The organism is Solimonas aquatica, from assembly GCF_900111015.1.
Taxonomy (GTDB): domain Bacteria; phylum Pseudomonadota; class Gammaproteobacteria; order Nevskiales; family Nevskiaceae; genus Solimonas; species Solimonas aquatica.
The window spans coordinates 96,129-114,908 of the sequence record NZ_FOFS01000014.1; the positions used below are offsets into that span (position 1 = coordinate 96,129).

General features: G+C 67.0%; 16 protein-coding genes. 3 read left to right on the forward strand and 13 right to left on the reverse strand.

Annotated features, from left to right (window positions below; genetic code table 11):
- Positions 1 to 2: 2 nt before the first annotated feature.
- Both BMY12_RS16985 and BMY12_RS16990 read left to right on the forward strand, forming a co-directional pair.
- Entirely contained in the window at positions 3 to 581 is a 579-nt protein-coding gene (locus BMY12_RS16985; protein WP_093288909.1) for a TMEM165/GDT1 family protein, read from the forward strand.
- 82 nt (positions 582 to 663) lie between these two features.
- Positions 664 to 1,443, forward strand: coding sequence for a hypothetical protein (locus BMY12_RS16990; protein WP_093288911.1), 780 nt, complete (start codon positions 664 to 666; stop codon positions 1,441 to 1,443).
- Here BMY12_RS16990 and BMY12_RS16995 read toward each other — a convergent pair.
- The 13 genes from BMY12_RS16995 to BMY12_RS17055 form a co-directional block, all read right to left on the reverse strand.
- Positions 1,440 to 3,605 carry a primosomal protein N' gene (locus tag BMY12_RS16995; RefSeq protein ID WP_093288912.1) on the reverse strand — a complete coding sequence of 722 codons (2,166 nt, stop codon included), beginning with the start codon at positions 3,603 to 3,605 and terminating at the stop codon, positions 1,440 to 1,442. The two genes, BMY12_RS16990 and BMY12_RS16995, sit on opposite strands and share 4 nt — an antisense overlap.
- 295 nt (positions 3,606 to 3,900) lie before the next feature.
- Positions 3,901 to 4,710 (reverse strand): crotonase/enoyl-CoA hydratase family protein, encoded by an 810-nt coding sequence (locus tag BMY12_RS17000; protein ID WP_093288914.1) that lies wholly within the window; start codon positions 4,708 to 4,710, stop codon positions 3,901 to 3,903.
- Between the two features lie 197 nt (positions 4,711 to 4,907).
- A complete protein-coding gene (locus tag BMY12_RS17005) occupies positions 4,908 to 5,648 on the reverse strand; it encodes a queuosine precursor transporter (protein ID WP_093288915.1) in 741 nt (246 codons plus the stop codon).
- Between the two features lie 63 nt (positions 5,649 to 5,711).
- On the reverse strand, positions 5,712 to 6,557 hold the full coding sequence (locus BMY12_RS17010) for an alpha/beta hydrolase (protein WP_093288917.1): 846 nt from the start codon (positions 6,555 to 6,557) through the stop codon (positions 5,712 to 5,714).
- Positions 6,557 to 8,479, reverse strand: coding sequence for an Lnb N-terminal periplasmic domain-containing protein (locus BMY12_RS17015; protein ID WP_093288918.1), 1,923 nt, complete (start codon positions 8,477 to 8,479; stop codon positions 6,557 to 6,559). Before BMY12_RS17015 ends, BMY12_RS17010 begins: the two co-directional genes overlap by 1 nt.
- A 78-nt stretch (positions 8,480 to 8,557) precedes the next feature.
- Positions 8,558 to 9,037 carry a DUF3015 family protein gene (locus BMY12_RS17020; protein ID WP_093288920.1) on the reverse strand — a complete coding sequence of 160 codons (480 nt, stop codon included), beginning with the start codon at positions 9,035 to 9,037 and terminating at the stop codon, positions 8,558 to 8,560.
- A 129-nt stretch (positions 9,038 to 9,166) separates the two neighbouring features.
- Entirely contained in the window at positions 9,167 to 9,637 is a 471-nt protein-coding gene (locus BMY12_RS17025) for a GFA family protein (protein ID WP_093288921.1), read from the reverse strand.
- A gap of 19 nt (positions 9,638 to 9,656) precedes the next feature.
- The gene (locus BMY12_RS17030; RefSeq protein ID WP_093288922.1) at positions 9,657 to 10,001 is read right to left on the reverse strand and encodes a hypothetical protein; all 345 of its coding nucleotides are present in this window, start codon (positions 9,999 to 10,001) and stop codon (positions 9,657 to 9,659) included.
- A gap of 49 nt (positions 10,002 to 10,050) precedes the next feature.
- Positions 10,051 to 12,144: a toll/interleukin-1 receptor domain-containing protein gene (locus tag BMY12_RS17035; RefSeq protein ID WP_093288924.1), complete on the reverse strand. Its 2,094-nt coding sequence runs from the start codon at positions 12,142 to 12,144 to the stop codon at positions 10,051 to 10,053.
- 152 nt (positions 12,145 to 12,296) lie between these two features.
- The gene (locus BMY12_RS17040) at positions 12,297 to 13,391 is read right to left on the reverse strand and encodes a potassium channel family protein (protein WP_093288925.1); all 1,095 of its coding nucleotides are present in this window, start codon (positions 13,389 to 13,391) and stop codon (positions 12,297 to 12,299) included.
- Positions 13,392 to 13,555: 164 nt separating this feature from the next.
- Positions 13,556 to 14,980 carry an NAD(P)(+) transhydrogenase (Re/Si-specific) subunit beta gene (locus tag BMY12_RS17045; protein ID WP_093288927.1) on the reverse strand — a complete coding sequence of 475 codons (1,425 nt, stop codon included), beginning with the start codon at positions 14,978 to 14,980 and terminating at the stop codon, positions 13,556 to 13,558.
- A gap of 77 nt (positions 14,981 to 15,057) precedes the next feature.
- Positions 15,058 to 15,351 (reverse strand): NAD(P) transhydrogenase subunit alpha part 2, encoded by a 294-nt coding sequence (locus BMY12_RS17050; protein WP_093288928.1) that lies wholly within the window; start codon positions 15,349 to 15,351, stop codon positions 15,058 to 15,060.
- 3 nt (positions 15,352 to 15,354) lie between these two features.
- Complete coding sequence (locus BMY12_RS17055) at positions 15,355 to 16,482, reverse strand: NAD(P) transhydrogenase subunit alpha (protein WP_093288930.1); 1,128 nt, start codon at positions 16,480 to 16,482, stop codon at positions 15,355 to 15,357.
- A 200-nt stretch (positions 16,483 to 16,682) separates the two neighbouring features.
- Between BMY12_RS17055 and BMY12_RS17060 the strand changes: the two genes are divergently transcribed.
- On the forward strand, positions 16,683 to 18,779 hold the full coding sequence (locus tag BMY12_RS17060; RefSeq protein WP_436278871.1) for an adenosylcobalamin-dependent ribonucleoside-diphosphate reductase: 2,097 nt from the start codon (positions 16,683 to 16,685) through the stop codon (positions 18,777 to 18,779).
- Position 18,780 lies beyond the last annotated feature (1 nt).

Genomic DNA, 18,780 nt, shown 5'->3' on the forward strand with positions numbered 1-18,780 from the left:
CGATGGAAGCTTTTCTGGTCTCCGCCGGCGCGGTGCTGCTCGGCGAAATCGGCGACAAGACCCAGCTGCTGGCGCTGTTGCTGGCGGCGCGTTTCCGCCGCCCGGCACCGCTGATCGCGGGCATCCTGGTCGCCACCGTTTTCAATCATGCGCTCGCCGCCTTCGTCGGTGGCTGGCTGCGCGCCATCCTCCCGGAGCATCTGCTGCCCTGGCTCGTCGGCGGCTCCTTCATCGCCGTGGGCCTGTGGGCGCTCAAGCCCGACAGCGTCGAGGATGATGAGGCGCAGCGTGCCGGGCAGAGCGCGTTCTGGGTCACCGCCGTGAGCTTCTTCATCGCCGAGATCGGCGACAAGACCCAGCTCGCCACCACCGTGCTGGCGGCGCGCTTCGGCGAGCTGGTGCCCGTCGTCAGCGGCACCACCCTGGGCATGCTGCTGGCCGATGTGCCGGTGATCTTCCTGGGCGCGGCCCTGGCGCAGCGCCTGCCGCTCAAGCCGATCCGCTTTGCGGCGGCGGCGCTGTTCATTGTGCTGGGCATCACCACGATCCTGCTGCGCGGTCTGATCGGCCCGACGAGCTAGCAGGCGGCGCGGCCGCTCTGCCGATAAGCTGGCGTGCGTCCGCACGAGGCGCCATGAGCCAACCACCGCATAGGGAGTGACGATGAACAAGACGCAGAAACTGCAGGTTCTGGCGGCTTCGATGCTGCTGCTTGCGCCCCTGCTGGCGCCGGCGCAGGAGACGGACGGCACGGCGGCGCCCGCCCCCGCACCCGTCAGCGGTCCGGCGCCTTACGGCGGCATCGGCATCAATCTCGGCAGCACCGGTCTGGGCATCGACTACCGCTACGGCTTCAACCGCTTCCTGGCGCTGCGCGGTGGTTATCAGTTCGGCAGTTACAGCCACGACTGGGATCAGGACGGCAACACCTATACCGGCAAGCTCAAGGCCAATGCCGCCAAGCTCATGCTGGATGTGATGCCCTTCGGCGGCGGCTTTCGCCTGAGCGCGGGCCTCTACACCAAGGTGCCGGAATTCACGCTCAAGGCGCGCGGCCTGCAGCAGTACGACTACAATGACACGCCCTACAACGGCGATCTGAAAGTGGACGGCGGCATCGATCTGGGCAAGGCCGCACCGTATCTGGGTCTGGGCTGGGGCGGCACGCCCAACGGGCGCGGCTTCGGCGTGGGCTTCGACATGGGCGTGCTGATCGGCAAGAGCCCGGACGTCAGGCTCAGCGCCACGGGTCGTGCCTGCGATGCCAGCGTCGATTCCGCCTGTGATCCCAATGGCGTCTCGGGCTTCGATGTCAGCAGCAGCGATCCGCGCGCTTTGGTATTCCAGCAGGATCTCAAGGACGAAATCGCCAGGATCGAGGATGACGCCAAGAGCTTCCGCTTCTGGCCGGTGCTCAATCTGGCCCTGGTCTACCGCTTCTAAAAGAGATCGGCCGGGTCCACGTCCACCGACCAGCGCAGCCGGCGCGCCCCGGGCAGCTCGGCGATCTGCGGCACCGCGGCGGCCAGCGCGCGGTGCAGCTCGCTGCGCTGCGCGGCCTGCAGCAGCAGCTGCGCGCGCCAGTAGCCGGCGCGGCGTTCCATGCCGGAAGGGATGGGTTCCATCACCTGCACGCCGGCAAAGCCCAGGCAGTGCTCGCGCGCCTGCGTGAGGAAACGCAGCGGCGTCTGCGCGTCCTGCGCCTCGGCGCGCAGCAGGGCCAGATGCGAGTACGGCGGCAGGCAGGCGGCCTGCCGTTCGAGCAGCAGCTCATCGCTCAGCGCGTGATAGCCCTTGTCGATCAGGGTGCGCAGCAGCGGATGCTCGGGTTCATGCGTCTGCAGCCAGACCTCGCCGGCCTGCCCGCTGCGCCCGGCGCGCCCGGCCACCTGCGTGAGCATCTGGCCCATGCGCTCGATGGCGCGAAAGTCGGCGCCGTATAAAGCCTGATCGGCAGAGACGATGCCCACCAGCGAGAGACTGGGAAAGTCGTGGCCCTTGGCCAGGATCTGCGTGCCGACCAGGATGTCGATGCGGCGCGCGCGGATGTCGGCGAGCAGCGCATCCAGCTCGCTGCGCTGGCTCAGGCGATCCGAATCCAGGCGCTCGACGCGATGACGCGGATAGCGGTTGGCCAGGGCCTGCTCGATGCGCTCGGTGCCCTGGCCGACGCTGATCAGCTCGCTGCCGCCGCAGGAAGGACATTCGCGCGGCAGGCTCTGCTGCCAGCCGCAGTGATGACAGATCAGCCGCCCGCGCGTGCGATGCACGGTGAGCTGCGCATCGCAATGCGTGCAGGGCGCGCGCCAGCCGCAGGCATGACAGAGCAGCAGCGGCGCATAGCCGCGCCGGTTGATGAACAGCAGGGCCTGCTCGCCTTTCTCCAGGCAGCGGTCGATGGCCAGCAGCAGCGGCTCGGACAAACCGTGCTGCAGCTGCTGGCCGCGCACATCCAGCACGCGGATCTGCGGCGGCGCCTGGGTCTGCACGCGGCGCGTCAGGCGGATGTGGCGGTAACGTCCGGCGCGGGCGTTGTGCAGGCTCTCCAGCGCCGGCGTGGCGCTGCCCAGAATCACCGGCAGCTGCGCACGCTGCGCGCGCACCACCGCCAGATCGCGCGCCGAATAGCGAAAGCCGTCCTGCTGCTTGAACGAGGTGTCGTGCTCCTCGTCGACCACGATCAGCCCCAGGCGCGCGAAAGGCACGAACACCGCCGAGCGCGTCCCCACCACCACGGCCACACTGCCGGCGCGCGCGGCGAGCCAGGTCTTCTCGCGTTCGCGGGCCGAGAGACCCGAGTGAAAGCTGGCCACGCCCTCGCCGAAGCGCTGCGCGAGCTGGGTCTGCAGCTGCGGCGTCAAGCCAATCTCCGGCACCAGCAGCAGCGCCTGCCGGCCCGCGGCCAGCGCCTGCGCGATGCGGCGCAGATACAGCTCGGTCTTGCCGCTGCCGGTGACGCCATCGAGCAGGCTGACATGGAAGTGCTCGCCGTTTTCCTGGAGCGCCGCCAGGGCCTGGCTCTGCTCCTCGGTGAGTTCGGGCAGCGGCAGCGGCGCCAGATACGGCGCCGGTGCGGCCGGCGCCAGCTCGCAGCGCGCCCAGCCGCGTTCCAGAAGCGTCTGCCGCTGCGCCGCCGGCGCCCAGGCTTTGCCACGGCGCGGCTGCTCGGCCAGCGTCTGCAAGGCGGCGCGCAGCGCGCGCTGGCGTTCCGGCAGGCCGGCCAGGGCGGCGCGGCCGGCCTCGCTGAGCTGCCAGAGCGGCTCGCCGGATTCGGCGCTGCCCTCGCGCTTGAGGCTGCCGGGCAGGGCCGCAGCGAGCACCTCGCCCAGCGGGTGGTGGTAGTAGTCGGCGGCCCATTCGCAGAGCGAGAGCAGCTCGGCCGGCAGCAGCGGCGAGTCGTCGATCAGCGCCTCGATCAGGCGGTGCTCACCCGCGTCGGCGCCGGCCTCGAAAGGCGCGCGGACCACGATGCCGCTGGTCTGGCGACGGCCGAACGGCACCCGCACGCGCATGCCGCGGCGCAGCTGCGCGGCCAGATGTTCCGGCACCGCGTAGTCGAAAAGGCGCGGCAGCGGCAGGTCCAGGGCGATGGAGCTCAGCAGCATGGATCAAAGCTGTGGATAACTATGTGGAAGACTGTCGTGCGAAGTGGCCCGACCCCGCCTGCAAGGCCCGCGAAATCCTTTGCAGGTACCTTGCAGACGATAAAATTTACTTTTGAAACAACTGTCTGCACTGATATGGAAAGAACATGAATGAAGCGTGACTTGATTGTGACGGCGGTTTCCGGGCCGTTTTGCGGTGTTGATAAGGGCCGCCACAGGGCCGCCGCCGGGATCAAGTTTTTGCCGCTGCGTCAAGCCTTATGCCGCGAAAATTTGCGCTAATTCCGGCTTGCAGTCAGTGCCCGCGGAATTGCGGCGGGCGCTTGGCCACGAAAGCCTCCACCGCCTCCTCGTGGTCGGCGGTTTCATGCGCCAGGGCCTGGAAGGCGGCGGACAGTTCCAGGATGTCGGACAGGCGCTGCTGCTGGCCCTCGCGCAGCAGGCGCTTGGTCAGGCGCAGGGTCTTGGCGGGGCGCGAGACGATGCGCCCGGCCAGGCGGTAGGCCTCGTCCAGCAGCTGCGCATCCGGCAGCACCCGTGACACCAGACCCATGGCGCGGGCGGCTTCGGCATCGATGGTGTCGCCGGTGAGCATCAGCTCGGCGGCATTGGCCAGACCCACCGCGCGCGGCAGCAGCCAGGCGCCGCCGTCGCCGGGCACCAGGCCGACATTGATGAAGCTGGAAGCAAAGCGCGCCCGCTCGCCGGCGATGCGCAGATCGCAGGTGCAGGCCAGGTCGCAGCCCAGGCCGATGGCCGGACCGTTGACCGCCGCGATCATCGGCAGCTCGCAGTCCCAGAGCGCGCGGATCGCCGCCTGCACGCCCATGCGGTAATTGCCGCGCGTGGCCACCGGCGAATCCAGGCGGCCGATGCCGCTGCGCTCGCGCATGGCTTTCAGATCACCGCCGGCGCAGAAGGCGCTGCCGGCGCCGGTGAGCACGATGCAGCTGGCCTGCGCTGCGCGCTGCGCGCGGGTCAGCGCGGCAACGATGTCATCGCAATCCGCCTGCGTGGCGATGGCGTTGCGCGATTCGGCGCGATCCAGGGTCAGGGTGACGATGCGGTCCTGGATCTCGTAGCGGACGAAGGGCGAGGCGGACATGGGCGGCTTGGTTTCGGGCGGGACTGCGGATCATAGGCGATCCGCAGCGGTCTGCCGGGTGGGCGGGAGTTTTCTGGAAAGGAATCACGCCAAGGCGCACGGCAGCGCAAAGGCGCCATGAAAAGCCGGGAATGATGGATGTCTTGTTGCCCGTCTTGCGCCTGGGCGTGACTCTTGTGCTGTTGCTGTCGCGCTTTTTAGTCCCCGTGCAGCTTCTTGGTCTCGCCCTCTTCCTTCAGCGAGAACGGCGTGAAGCGGGTGTGGACATCGTAGGTATCCACGCCTTCGGCGCGCTTGAGGGCGTTGACCACCCCATAGGTCAGCGGCGTGAACACCACTTCCACCGCCACCTTCATCGCCCAGTTGAACAGGATCACCGAAATCATGGTCTGCGTGCTCCACAGGCCGTAGAAGGCGATGGGATAGAAGGCCAGGCTGTCCACGCCCTGGCCGACGATGGTGGAGCCGATGGTGCGCGTCCACAGCCAGCGGCCCTGCGTCCAGATTTTCATCTTGGCCAGCACGAAGCTGTTGGCGAAGTCGCCGATCCAGTAGGCGACGATGGAGCCCAGGGCGATGCGCCAGGTGTTGCCGAACACCAGCTCCAGCGCCGGCTGCAGTTGCTGGTTGTAGGGCTCGCTGGGCTCGGGCGGAATGTTGACGATGGCCCAGCTCATGAAGGTGGCGAACAGCATCGCGCCGAAGCCGGCCCAGATCGCACGCCGTGCGCGCGCATAGCCGTACACCTCGGTGAGCACGTCGCCGAAGATGTAGCTGAAGGGGAAGAACAGATTGCCGGCGCCGAAAGTCACCGCGCCGAGCAGCGGCAGCGTCCAGGTGCAGACCTTGCCGGGGCCGATCAGGTTGGAGCACAGCAGCACACAGACCAGGCCGGCGACCAGAAAGTCGTAATGACGGAAATGCGCGGTGCGATTCATCGCCGGTCTTCCAGCCCCCGTGCTGGCGCTGCCTGTTTTGCCGCCAGCATAACGGAAGGCGGCTCAGTCGGTGGTCTGGCTCTGCGTGCGCAGATAATCCAGCAGGCGCTGCCGCAGCTCGGGATGAAAGCTCGCATCGATGTGATGCCCGCCCGGCACGATCCACAATTGCTTGGGCTCACGCGCCGCCGCAAACAGGCGCTGCGCATGTGCGACATCGACCACGATGTCGGCGTCGCCGTGAATCAGCAGAACCGGCATCGGGCTCAGCTGGCCGATCACCGCCTCCGGCGCGAGACGGTCGGAGACCAGATACGACAGCGGCCATTGCAGCGGCCAGGTCAGCCAGAGCAGGGACAGCTTGTCGCGGGCGATGCGCCGATAGCTGGAGAACGCGCTGTCGCTGATCAGGGCGCGCACCTGGTGGCGCAGCGGGCTGCCGGCCAGCATGCGGATGGCGATGGCGCCGCCGATGCTCTGGCCGTAGACGATCACCGGACTGCCCTGTGCCCAGTCCTGCTTGAGCAGAAAGGCCAGCGCGGCTTCGGCGTCGCGATGCGCGCCGTCGATATCGCGCTCGCCTTCGGATTCGCCATAACCGCGATAGTCCAGCGCCAGCACCTGATAACCCTCGGCCGGCAGCCAGCTGACCAGATGGATGTGCGTGGACAGGTTTTCGGCATTGCCGTGCAGATAGAGCAGCGTGGCCTTGGGCTTGCCGGCCGTGGGCAGACGCAGGGCGTGCAGGCGCGTGCCGTCGCTGCTGCGCAGCCAGAGGTCCTCGGCCGGCGTGCCGAGCGGCCGCTGCGGATAGTGATGCACGCGATCCGGCTGCAGGAAGATGTTGGTGCAGGCCGCCAGCATCGGCAGCAGCAACAGCGCCAGCCAGCGGTACGGGCGTCGGGTCATCAGAAGTAATGCTGCCAGCCCAGCTCGATGCTGTGCAGGCTCTGCTGCGATTCGCGCAGGCTGCGCCAGGACAGGCGCAGCCCGTCATTGGCGCCCGGCTGCCACTGCGTGCCCAGGCGCAGCTGCAGCTGATGGCCGGCGGCGCCGCTGAGCGGGCCCAGGTAATCCAGTTCCAGCTGCTGGGTCCAGTGCGCGCCGAAGCTGCCGGCCCAGCCGCCCCGCAGACCTGCGGCCAGCGCGTGGTCCTGGTCCAGATCGGTGTTGGCGTCGAGCTGCGCGAAGGCAAAGCCGTACAGCAGTTGCTGGCTGGCCGGAGCGGCGGCCAGGCCGATGCCGCCATCGACATACGCCCCGGGCCGTCCTTGCGTCTGCGCGCGCAGGGCGTCGAGGCCGTAGCGGCGCAGTCCGCCGGAGACCTGCCAGGACCAGGGCCTGAAAGCGCGATCCCAGGCGCTGATCGCCTGCACATTGACCAGGCGCAGATCGGACAGGCGCAGGCCATCCTGGCGCGCCAGCAGGCCCAGATCGAAGAACTCCAGCTCGCCGCCGGCGAGATAACCGGCGGGCGGATCGAGGCGGTCGTGATAAGCGCCGCGAAAGCGCAGCACGGCGGCGTCCTGGCCCTGCGCATGACGCAGCGCGAAGGTCCAGCGCGAGGTTTCGTGGCCGCGCTCCGGCGAGGTCCCGGGCACCGGCACCGCCGTGAACCCGGCGTCGGCATCGAGCTGGCTGCGTTCGGCCAGCAGCGCGCGGGTCGCCGGCAGCGCCTGCGCGCGCTCGACGTCGTGCTCGTTGAAGCTCAGATAGAGCCGGTCGTTGGCGGTCTCCAGCATGCGCGCACGATCCCGCGCACTGGCCTGCCGGTAACGCGGATCCTCGAAGTCCACCGTGCCGTGCGGGTCGCTGGCCTGCAGCACCCATCGTTCCTGCGCCTGGCTCAGCTGCTGCAGCTGATGGCGCAGGCGGCGGGCCAGCGAAGGGCGGAACTCGGCCTCGTCCAGCAGCCCGGCTTCGCGCAGCGTGCGCAGGGTATCCACGGGGATGGTGTAGAGCCCCGGAAAATCGTAGGCCTGCGTGAGATACAGCCCCGGCCGCGCGGTCTGCAGCAGGGCCAGCATCATGTACGAGCAGTTTTCGGTGAAGAAGTAATACTCCGAACCGACGCCGCGCATCTCCCAGAGATGCAGCAGCACGCGATGCACGTCCTCGCGGCTGAGCTTGAGCGGGTATTCCCAGAGATCGCGATTGTTGATGCGCGCGTACTGCCGCACCTTCTCGTGATAGCGGTACACGGAATACTGGCCGGCGAAACCGCCGGAGATGCCCAGCACCGTGTAGGTGAGCATGTTCTCGCCCTGCGCGATGTTGGCGGCGTAATTCACCGCATAGGCGAGCAGGCGCTGGTCCGGGCCCTGGCCTTCGCGATCCAGCCGCAGCAGGGAATGGCCGTACATGGTGGCCGGACTGTTGAGATCGTTGGCGGCGAACACGGCGGCGATGGCCACGGTGTCCAGATTGCGCAGCCATTCCTCGTGCAGGGGACAGCGCTGCGGCGGCAGGCGCGCGGGATCGAATTGCAGCCGCTGGCGTAGCCATTCGTAGCGTGCCCGGAAGCGGCACTGCGGCGGCTCATCCATCACCGGCACATCGCTGAAGAAGCGCGCCAGCGTGGCATTGAGCTCCGCCTGCGCATCATGCTTGCCCTGTGCGGCGTTGAAGAACAGCGCGTCGTCGATGGTGCTGCCGGCGCCGGGCAGCAAACGGTTGTCGCGAAAGTGCAGCAAGCGCAGCCAGTACGGATCCTGCGCCAGATGGGCCCGGGCGGCGTTTTGCTGCAGCTCGCGAAGATAGTCGTCCGCTGCGGTGGCGCGGGCCGCGCAGGGCAGCAGGCAGGCGAGCAGCAACAGCAGGCGATAGCGCATGCGCGGAAACCAGCAGGAGTTCAGGCAATAAAAACGGCGGCTGTTGCCAGCCGCCGTCTGCTTTGCCGCAAAGCCGGATCAGGCCTGGATGTACCGCGCCAGATGCTGGTCGGCACCCATCAGGGCTTCGACACGCTCGGCGATCTCGTTGGAGCTGACGTCGGCACGGTCGAAAATCTTCGTGTAGTTGTTCTTCAGCATCGCGTAGAACAGCGCACGATCCTTGGCATCGGTGATGCCGTAGATGCCGGCCAGCGTGCTGAGCGATTCGCCGGAGCCGATCGCCGCTTCGGTGGAGAGCTGATCCAGATTGCTGGACAGGAAGGTGAACTTGGCGCCTTCGGTGACCGCGTCGCGGCCGTTGCAGCCCAGCGTGCCGCTGGAGATGCCGAAGGTGCCGTTGCCGAGGATGCCGTTGGTGTAGGTTGCGAGCAGCTTGGACATGACACCGGTCTGACCGGCCATCAGATGCGTGCCCACGCCGCAGCCGGCGTCATGATCGGCCATGGCGCTCAGAGGAGCGAGCGTGAGTGCAGCAAGCGCGAGAAGCTTCTTCATCTAGAGTTCTCCCAAATCCTTGTATCGAGTGTGTGCCGCGGCGACAAGATACTCGTAGCCGCGAAGCTGAGCAAAGGGCGACGGGCGCCTTGGATGCGCCTGATCGCCCTGCCGCAGTATGACGGTGCCTCAGAATTCGATTCGCGGCGGCGCAATCGCACTTTGCAGGATCTGCATATTGCGCAGGCGCGGATCATCGGCGGTGGGCTCGCGCGCCAGGCCGTCCTGCAGATGCAGCCAGGGCAGCCAGCTCTCCGCGCCATAGTGCACGCCGGGCGCGGCGGCGGCCGGATCATCGAGGCTGCCGATGGTGAGATACACCCTTGAGGCATCCAGATACTCGAAGCTCAGCGGTGTGCCGCAGTCCGCGCAGAAGCCGCGACGGGCCAGAGAGGAGGACGCGTAGTACTTGGGTGTGCCCTGTGTCCAGCGCAGCGCGTCACGGGGTGAGCCCGCCAATGCGGCGAAGGCATTGCCCATCGCGCGCTGACACATGCGGCAGTGACAGAGATGGATTTTCTCCAGGGCGGCGTGAATCTCGTAGCGGACTGCGCCGCACTGGCAGCCGCCGCAGGCAGGGGTGGCGGGCGTTGGATTCATGCCCGCCACCTTAGCAAACTCAGCCCGGCTTGCGGACGATGATCGGGTCGATCAGCACCTCGGTGCCGTTCAGATAGTTGCGCACCTTGAGATTCACGTTGTAGGTGCCCTCGCTCAGGCTGGTGAGCACCAGCGCGCTGAGATAGCGGCCCAGACCCAGACCCAGGCTGAGATTGAGCGTGCCGCCGCCCGCCTTGTTGGTGAGAAACAGTTCGAAATGCCAGGAGCCGATGTCGTCGTCACTGCTGGCTGGCACCAGCTCGTAGACGATCAGATCCAGTGCCTTCACGGTCGAGACGATGGCGCTCGGATCGGGGCACTGGCCCTGGCTGTTGATCGGAACCTGGGTGGCGATGACGGACATGAGACTTGCTCCTTGGCTGGCGCGGCTCTTTTGCCGCGCGCCCCCTTTTTCAGGATGAGCAAGCGCCGAGCAGGGAACCGCGACGATGACGTTCAAGAAAACGCTGTAAGCGCAAACGACCGAGGTCGCAACGCTGCAAGGAGGATGGCACCGTTATCGTCGTGAGGTCTGCGTTGTCGATCACAGCCAGACGCAGGCGCAACGGCTCGGCCCGTGACGGCGCCAGCGTCTGCAGGCGCGTCAGCTGCGTGGACAGATCGGGTGCGTCGCGTCCTGGTTTCAATTCCCGCAGCAGCAGGGCGTGCTCCAGCGCGGTACCGAGGTTGGCGGGGTTGTCGTCCTTGAGTCCGGCGACGACGCCCGTGACCGTCTCCAGCGTCTGCCGCGCCGCAGCGGGCTTGCCGCGTGCCAGCTGCAGATCGGCGAGCCGGTTGGCGGCCTGCAGATAGCTTCGCCGCCAGCTCAGCTGCTGGGAATCATGTTCGTAGCAGCGACGCAGCAGCGTCAGCGCCTGCTGCGCCTGCTGTTCGGCCGGATCCAGCTGTTGCGCCAGTTCGGCCGCGCTGGCCAGCAGCAGATGGCTGTGTGCCAGGGCATGGCGCCACTCCAGATTGTCAGGATCGCGGACCTGCAGTTGTCCGCCGAGCTGCAGGCTGCGCTCGGCATTGGCCAGCCCGGCCCTTGCCTCGCCGTGTTCGAGCTGCAAATTGGCCAGCAGCAAGAGCGCAAGATCGAGGCGAAACTTCAGCGACATGTCCTCTGGCTGGCCGTTGCTCAGCCGGCTCAGGATTTCGCTTTGCTGTTGCAGCAACTGCTGCGCTTCATCGTAGCGCTCGCGCTTCTCCTGTACGGCGGCAAGCCAGGCGAGCGATTCGGAATTGGCCAGCTGGTATTCGCGCTTGTCGGGGAAACGCTGCGCGAGCTTGCGGCTGACTTCATGCGCGGCGCTGAAGCGCTGCAGCGCCACATCCAGTTCACCGCGCGCCTCGGCCAGAGTGCCGAGATTGGACTCGGCATAACCCACTTCCTGCTGCCAGTCGCTGTTGTCGGGTTCCCGTGCCACCAGGCGCAGGGCGATGTCGCGATAGGCCAGCAGATGCGCCTGCGCCCCGGCGTAGTCCTGCTCCAGCCAGGCGGCGTAACCGGTCCAGTATTCCGACTGTCCGAGATTGAACAGCGCCTGCGCGGAGCGTGGCTGACGCTGCACCAGCTTGCGATCCAGCTCCAGGGCGGCGGCGAAGGATTGCGCGGCCAGCTTCTGATGCCCTTGCTGCACGCGGATCTCGCCGATCTGGCGCAGGGTTCGGGCGCGCGCGGCCAGCGTTGCATCGGTCTCGCCGTCCTGGGCCGCGGCGCTGAAATACCGCATAGCGCGCTCGCCCACGGCATCCAGCACATCCAGCCGGCCCACCGGTTCCAGCTTCGCGTGCAGATCGCCGAGCATGAAGCCGATCAGATCCTCAGCCTGCGCGCGGCTGCGCTCGGCGGCGCCGCGCGCGATATAGGCGGCGACCGCCAGGGTGATGGTCAGCGCCGCGATCAGCGTCGCGAAGATCGACAGGCCGGCGAGGCGGCGGTTGCGCGACTGCAGATCGCGCCGGCGCAGCTCGTCGTAACCCAGGCCCAGCAGGCCGGCGATCAGTTTCAGCAGCGCCTTGTCGCGGCCATCGCCCTGACTGCGCGCATCGGCCGCCATCGGCTCGATGCTGCGTTTGCCGCCGGCGTCGCGCACGTACAGCAGTTCCGGCGCAAAGCACTCATCGCCATCGCCGGCATGCGGCCGGCCGCCGACGATGAAGCTGCGCACGCGATCGGCGCGGCCCAGCGACTTGAAGTATCGGATTTCCTCATTCACCCACTTCGAGCGGGCGCTGTACGGCGAGCAGATCACCACCAGATAGCGTGAGGCGCGCAGCGCGCGTTCGATCTCCGGCCCCAGCTCCGAAGAGCTGGACAGCTCATCGCGATCGCGGAACACCGGATACAGCCGTGACGGTACCGGACCATCCGCACAAGGCTGCCCCACCAGCTTGTCAGGCAGGCGGTAGCGCTCCATGCGGCGACGCAGCCATCCCGCCCAGCGCCGGTCCTCATGGCTGTAGCTGATGAACGCCCAATACTTGAAATCCCCTGCCTCGGACACGCCTTCCCAGCTCTCCCAAGCTACGCTCGACGATGGCGATCAGCGGCAGTCTTGCGCCGATCAGCCTTCGTATCATGCCGCAAACGGCTGAGTCTGCCCTGACCGCCGGCCCGCGACGGACGGTGTCGCACACCTGAAACAGGCGCAGCGGGCTAGCGGATGCGGCCGGTGCGGAAGCGCTCGCGCGGCTTGGTGAACAGCGTGCCGCTGGCGATCTTGTTGCCGCGCGCCACCAGCACGATCTTGTCGCCGGCCTCGATGCGCTCTTCGGGCGAGGGATGCGGCAGGCTCTGGCCGCTGGCGCGGTCGATATGCACCACGAAGAAGGCGCCACGCCCGGCCTGCTCGGCCTCGGCCACCGTCACGCCGGTGAGCGCGCCATTGGCCGGCACACTGACCACCTCCAGCTCCAGGCCCAGCTCGTGCAGGCCACGCTTCATCTCGCGCATCTGCGGCGAGTCATCGACGAAGTGCAGGGTGGCCGGATACAGAATCATCTCGGCGATACGCTCGGCGCCGATGTGCGTGGGCAGCACGATCTGATCGGCGCCGGCATGGGCGAGCTTGCTCTCCGTGCTCGGCTCCTCGCCGCGCGCGATGATGGTCAGGCGCGGATTGAGGCTGCGTGCGCTCAAGGTGATGAACACGTTTGCCGCGTCATTGGGCAGCACCGTGGCCAGAATCTTCGCGCGCTCGATGCCGGCAATCTTCAGCGCGTTCTCGTCGGTGGCATCGCCCTGGATGCAGAGAAAGCCCAGGGCCTGCGCCTCCGCCACGCGTGTGGCCTCGTGCTCGATGATCACGAAGTCGCTGCGCGCCGGGCTCAGCTCCTTGGACAGCTGCACGCCGATGCGGCCGAAGCCGCAGATGACGATGTGATTGTGCAAGCGATCGATTTGCGTCTGCATACGGTCCACTCCCAGCATCCGGCGGATCTGTACCACGGTGAACAACTGCACCAGCGCGCCGGTCAGCACGATCATGCCGGTGCAGCCCAGCACGATGGTGGCGATGGTCAGGCCGCGCAGATAAGGCGTGGTGACCGCATGCACCTCGCCATAACCCACCGAGAACACGGTGAAGGTGACCATGTAGGCCGCGTCGCTGAAACTCCAGCCGGCGTGCATGTAACCTGCCGTGGCAAAGACGAACACCAAGGCCACAAATACCAGGGTGCCGGCCACATTGCGCAGCGGCGAGCCGAAGATGCCTTCGGCGCTGGCGGACAGGGTCTTGCGCGTGGGCATGCGCGGGGCGGGCGGGGCTGGCGAGGAGTGTTTGAATTCTGACGGCGCGGAAAAGCTCGCATGCCGCCGGCGGCTTGTCCAGCAGGCACAAAAAAGCCGCCCGGAGGCGGCTCGTTTGCGCGAACAGGAATCTGTCTCAGTGCCCGCCGTCCAGCCCCGGCGGCTTAATGGCCGCCATCGAGAGATTTCACCGCCTGGATCATGGCCACCATCACCTTCTGCGCGTCGCCGTAGACCATGTTGGTGTTGTCGGCGAAGAACAGCTCGTTCTCCACGCCCGAGTAGCCCTTGCCCTGGCCGCGCTTGACCACGTAGACCTGCTTGGCCTGGTCCACGTTGAGAATCGGCATGCCGTAGATCGGGCTGCTCTTGTTGGTGCGCGCCGCCGGGTTCACGGTGTCGTTGGCGCCGATCACGATGGCGACGTCGGCTTCCTTGAACTCGTTGTTGATGTCTTCCATGTCATAGATGATGTCGTACGGCACGCCGGCTTCGGCGAGCAGCACGTTCATGTGACCGGGCATGCGGCCGGCCACCGGATGGATGGCGAACTTCACTTCCACGCCGGCGTCCTGGATCAGCTTCACGAACTCGAACAGCTTGTGCTGCGCCTGCGCCACGGCCAGGCCGTAGCCGGGGGCGATGATCACCTTGCTGGCGTAGCGCATGTTGATGCCGGCGTCGCCCGCATCCACCGGCTTCATGGAGCCCTTGATCTCGCCCTGGCCTTCGTCGCCGGTGGCGCCGAAGTTGGAGAAGATCACATTGCTTACCGAGCGGTTCATGGCCTTGGCCATCAGCAGGGTCAGCAGCGTGCCGGCCGAGCCCACCACCATGCCGGCGATCATCAGCGCCGGGTTCTGCAGCACGAAGCCTTCGAAACCCACGGCCAGGCCGGTGAAGGCGTTGTACAGCGAGATCACCACCGGCATGTCGGCGCCGCCGATGGGCATGGTCATCAGCACGCCGAACACCAGGGCCAGCGCGAAGAAGGCGGCGGTGATCGCCACCGGCGCGTGGCCGTGTTCGACGAAGGCGATGTACAGGCCCAGGGCCAGGGTGGCGAAGAACACCGAGCCGTTCATCAGCTGCAGGCCGGTGAAGCGCCAGGTGCCGTTGACGCGGCCGTCGAGCTTGGCCCAGGCGATCAGCGAGCCGGACAGCGAGATGGCGCCGATCAGCGAGCCGATGATGGTGACCACCAGCGGAATGGTTTCGTGCTGCGCGCTGCTGCGGAACAGCTCCACGGCGCCGATGGCGGCGGCGGCGCCACCACCCATGCCGTTGTAGAGCGCCACCATCTGCGGCATGGCGGTCATCTCCACCTTCTTGCCGCTCCACCAGGCCCAGCCGAAGCCCAGGGCCAGGGCCGCGGCGCCGAGCGCGACGTTCACGTTCAGATGCGGCGCGGCGGCGTCATTGACGCCGAACACGTAGAGGAAGCTGGCCAGCACCGCCACCAGCATGCCCAGGCCCGCGACGCGGATGCCCGAGGCCGCCGTCACCGGCGAGGACATGCGCTTCAAACCGTAGATGAAAAGAAACGCCGCGACGAGGTAGCTGGCGTCGATGATCAGTTGTGCATTCATTTTCGAAGTCCGTGAGGGGTGAGGAGTGAGGCGTGGGAGCGGGCGCGGTTCGCGCCGCGCTCCTCACGCTGGTCGCCTCACGCTTTCTTCTTGTCCGATGACTTGAACATCTGCAGCATGCGTTCGGTCACCACATAGCCACCGGCGGCGTTGCCGGCGCCGAGCAGCACGCCGAAAAAGCCGATGATCTGCTCGACCAGCGAGGTGGCATTGAGCAGCGCGAACAGCGCGCCCACCACCACGATGCCGTGCACGAAGTTGGAACCCGACATCAGCGGCGTGTGCAGGATGGACGGCACGCGGCCGATGATCTCGTAGCCGGTGAAGGCGGCGAGCATGAAGATGTACAGCGCGACGAATCCGGTCAGCATGACTTAGCCCTCAATGACCTTTTTGGCAGCTTCGTTCTTGATTTCGCCGGCATGCGTCAGGCAGGCCTTGGCGAGCACCTCGTCTTCCCAGTTCACCGCGAACTTCTTGTCCTTGTCGAACATCAGCTCGATGAGGTTGAACTGGTTCTTGGCATACAGCTCGGAGGCGTGCTCGGCCAGCAGCGAGGGCACGTTCAGCGGCGCCACGATGGTCACCTGGCCGATCTGCACGGTCTGGCCGGGCTGGGTGTATTCGCAGTTGCCGCCGCCTTCCGAGGCCAGGTCCACGATCACCGCACCGTTCTTCATGCCGTCCACCTGCGCCTTGCTCACCAGCTTGGGCGAGGGGCGGCCGGGGATGGAGGCCGTGGTGATGATGATGTCGGCCTGCTGGATGTGCTTGGTGATGACTGCGGCCACCTTGTCCTTTTCTTCCTGCGTCAGCTCGCGGGCGTAACCGCCCTGGCCGCGCGCGTCCACGCCGGTGTCCACGAACTTGGCGCCCAGCGACTCGGCCTGTTCCTTGGTTTCCGGACGCACGTCATAGCCTTCCACCATGGCGCCCAGACGGCGCGCGGTGGCGATGGCCTGCAGGCCGGCCACGCCCAGACCCATGACCAGGCACTTGGCCGGGCGGATGGAGCCGACCGCCGTGGTCATCATCGGCAGGATGCGGGCGAGATTGGTGGCGCCCAGCAGCGCGCCGTAATAGCCGGCCAGCGCGGCCTGGCTGGACAGCGCGTCCATGGCCTGGGCGCGGGTGATGCGCGGCACCAGTTCCATGGCGAAGCTGGTGATCTTCTTGTCGCGCAGCAGCTTGGTCAGCTCCACTTCCTTGTGCGCATAGACGAAGGACAGCAGCACGCTGCCTTCCTTCATGGCATTGACCACCGACAGCTCCGGCGGCTGCACGCTGACCACGATATCGGCATCCGAAACCAGACCCTGCGGGTTGGCGGCGAAGGTCACGTTCTTGAAGGCCGAATCCGGAATGCGGCTGGCCGCGCCGGCGTCGGACTGCATGTGAATCTCGCAGCCGAGCTTGGCGAGTTTGTCGGCGACCGCCGGAACCAGCGCCACACGGCGCTCGTTCGCGCGAGTCTCCTTCAGCACGGCAATTTTGACCGGCATGGATTGGTGCTCCGAGTGCTAAATGAATGATTGAGAGCCGGCGCGGCATTGGCTTCTAGGCGAGCCTGGCGGGCGCGAGCGGGCAGCAAGTCTAGCTAAAGGCGGACGGGAATAACACCCAAACTCTTGTCAGCAGCTTGCGCTCAGGCGCTTTCCGTGCTGCGCCGCAACGGTGGACGCCCGCCCCCGCCAGGCGCAGGATGAGGACGGCAAAAGGTGTGATGAGCATGGGTGCAGACGAGGCTTCGTATCCACAGGTGCCGGCGCTGCAGGAAGCGGCGGAGCTGATCGCGCGCGCCAAGTACTTCCTGCCCGGCGAGGACCTGGACGGCCTGCGCCGGCGCCTGGCGCGCACCCTGGCCGCCGTCGAGGCCCGGCCGGCGGACTGGGAGCCGCGTTTCTACCGCACGCTGCAGCACGCCTTCCCCGGCGGGCGGATCATGGCCAATGCCGGCGCCCAGGCTTATCGCGCCCATGTTTCCACCATCAACTGCACGGTCTCGCGCAGCATCGAGGACTCGCTGGAAGGCATCATGCAGGCCGCCAGCGAGGCGGCACTGACGCTCAAGGCCGGCTGCGGCATCGGCTACGACTTCAGCACCCTGCGGCCGCGCGGCGCGCACGTGACGGGCGCCGGCGCCGCCACCTCCGGGCCGTTGCCGTTCATGGACGTGTTCGACGCCATCTGCCGCACCATCGCCAGTGCCGGCGGCCGGCGCGGCGCGCAGATGGGCTGCCTGGAGGTGAGCCATCCGGACATCGAGGATTTCATCCTGGCCAAGCGCGAGACCGGCCGCCTGCGCGCTTTCAACCTGTCCTGCCTGGTCACGGAGGCCTTCATCCAGGCGGTGCGCGAGGACCAGGAGTGGCCGCTGGTATTTCCCGCCTTCCGCCACGAGATCGGCCATGTGCCGCTGCTCTGGCGCGACTGGCCGCGCACCGACCCCGACTACACCGTCAATGAGCAGGGCCAGACCGCCTGCCGCATCTATCGCCGCCTCCGCGCCCGCGCGCTCTGGGCGCTGATCCTGCGCTCCACCTATGACTACTCCGATCCCGGTTTCATCCTGATCGACGAGTGCAATCGCATGAACCCGCTGTGGTTCAGCGAGCAGCTCCGCGCCACCAACCCGTGCGGCGAGCAACCTTTACCGCCCTACGGCGCCTGCCTGCTCGGTTCGGTGAATCTCGCCAGCCTCGTGCACGAGCCCTACACGCCGCGCGCGCGTTTTGATTTCGCGGCGTACGAAGAGGTGGTGAGCGTGTTTGCGCGCATGCTCGACAATGTCTGCGAGCTGCACGGTCTGCCGCTGTCGCAGCAGGCGCAGGAGATCGCGCGCAAGCGTCGCCATGGCATGGGCTACTTCGGTCTGGGTTCGGCGATGGTGATGCTGGGCATGGCCTATGGCGACGAGGCCTCGCTGCGCTTCACGCACGAAGTCACGCAGCGTCTGGCCCTGGCCAACTGGCGCACGGCGCTGGCGCTGGCGCGAGAGAAAGGCCCGGCGCCGGCGCTGCGCGAGGACATCGAGCTCAGCCCACGGCATCTGCGCCAGAGCCCGCAGCTTGCGCAGGACGGCTATCGCGCGGGACAGAAAATACCGGCGCGCCTGCTGCACGCGCGCTACTCGCCGTACCTGCAGCGCCTCGCCACGCTGGATGCGGAGCTGACTGCACAGCTCGCCGAGCACGGTGCGCGCTACACGCACGCCACGTCCATCGCGCCCACCGGCACCATGGCCGCTTCGGTGGGCAACAACGCCAGCAATGGCATCGAGCCTTCCTTCGCGCACAGCTATCTGCGCAACATGATCGTGCCGGGCGAGCGCGCCAAGCGCGCGCTGCGCATGGAGTCCTACGAGCTGCTGCTGTACCGACAGCTGGTGGATGAAAAAGTCGATGCCGAAAAACTGCCGGCGATCTTTCACGCCGCCACCGAGATCGCCCCGCGTGCGCATCTGGCCGTGCAGGCCGCCGCGCAGCACTGGGTGGACGCCGCCATCTCCAAGACCATCAATGTGCCGGGCGACATCGCCTTCGAGGACTTCAGGACGCTCTACGACGAGGCCATCGCCCAGGGCCTGAAAGGCTGCACCACTTTCCGCTTCAATCCGGCGCAGCATCAGGGCGTGCTGGTGCGCGAGCAGGATCTGGCGCAGACCCGTTATGAATTCCAGCTCGCCGATGGCAGCCGTGTGCAGCTGCCGGGCGATGCCGAAGTCGAGTACGAGAACGCGCGTTACACCGCCGCCAATCTCTACGATGCACTCAAGGAAGGTTTCTACGGGAAGCTATGAG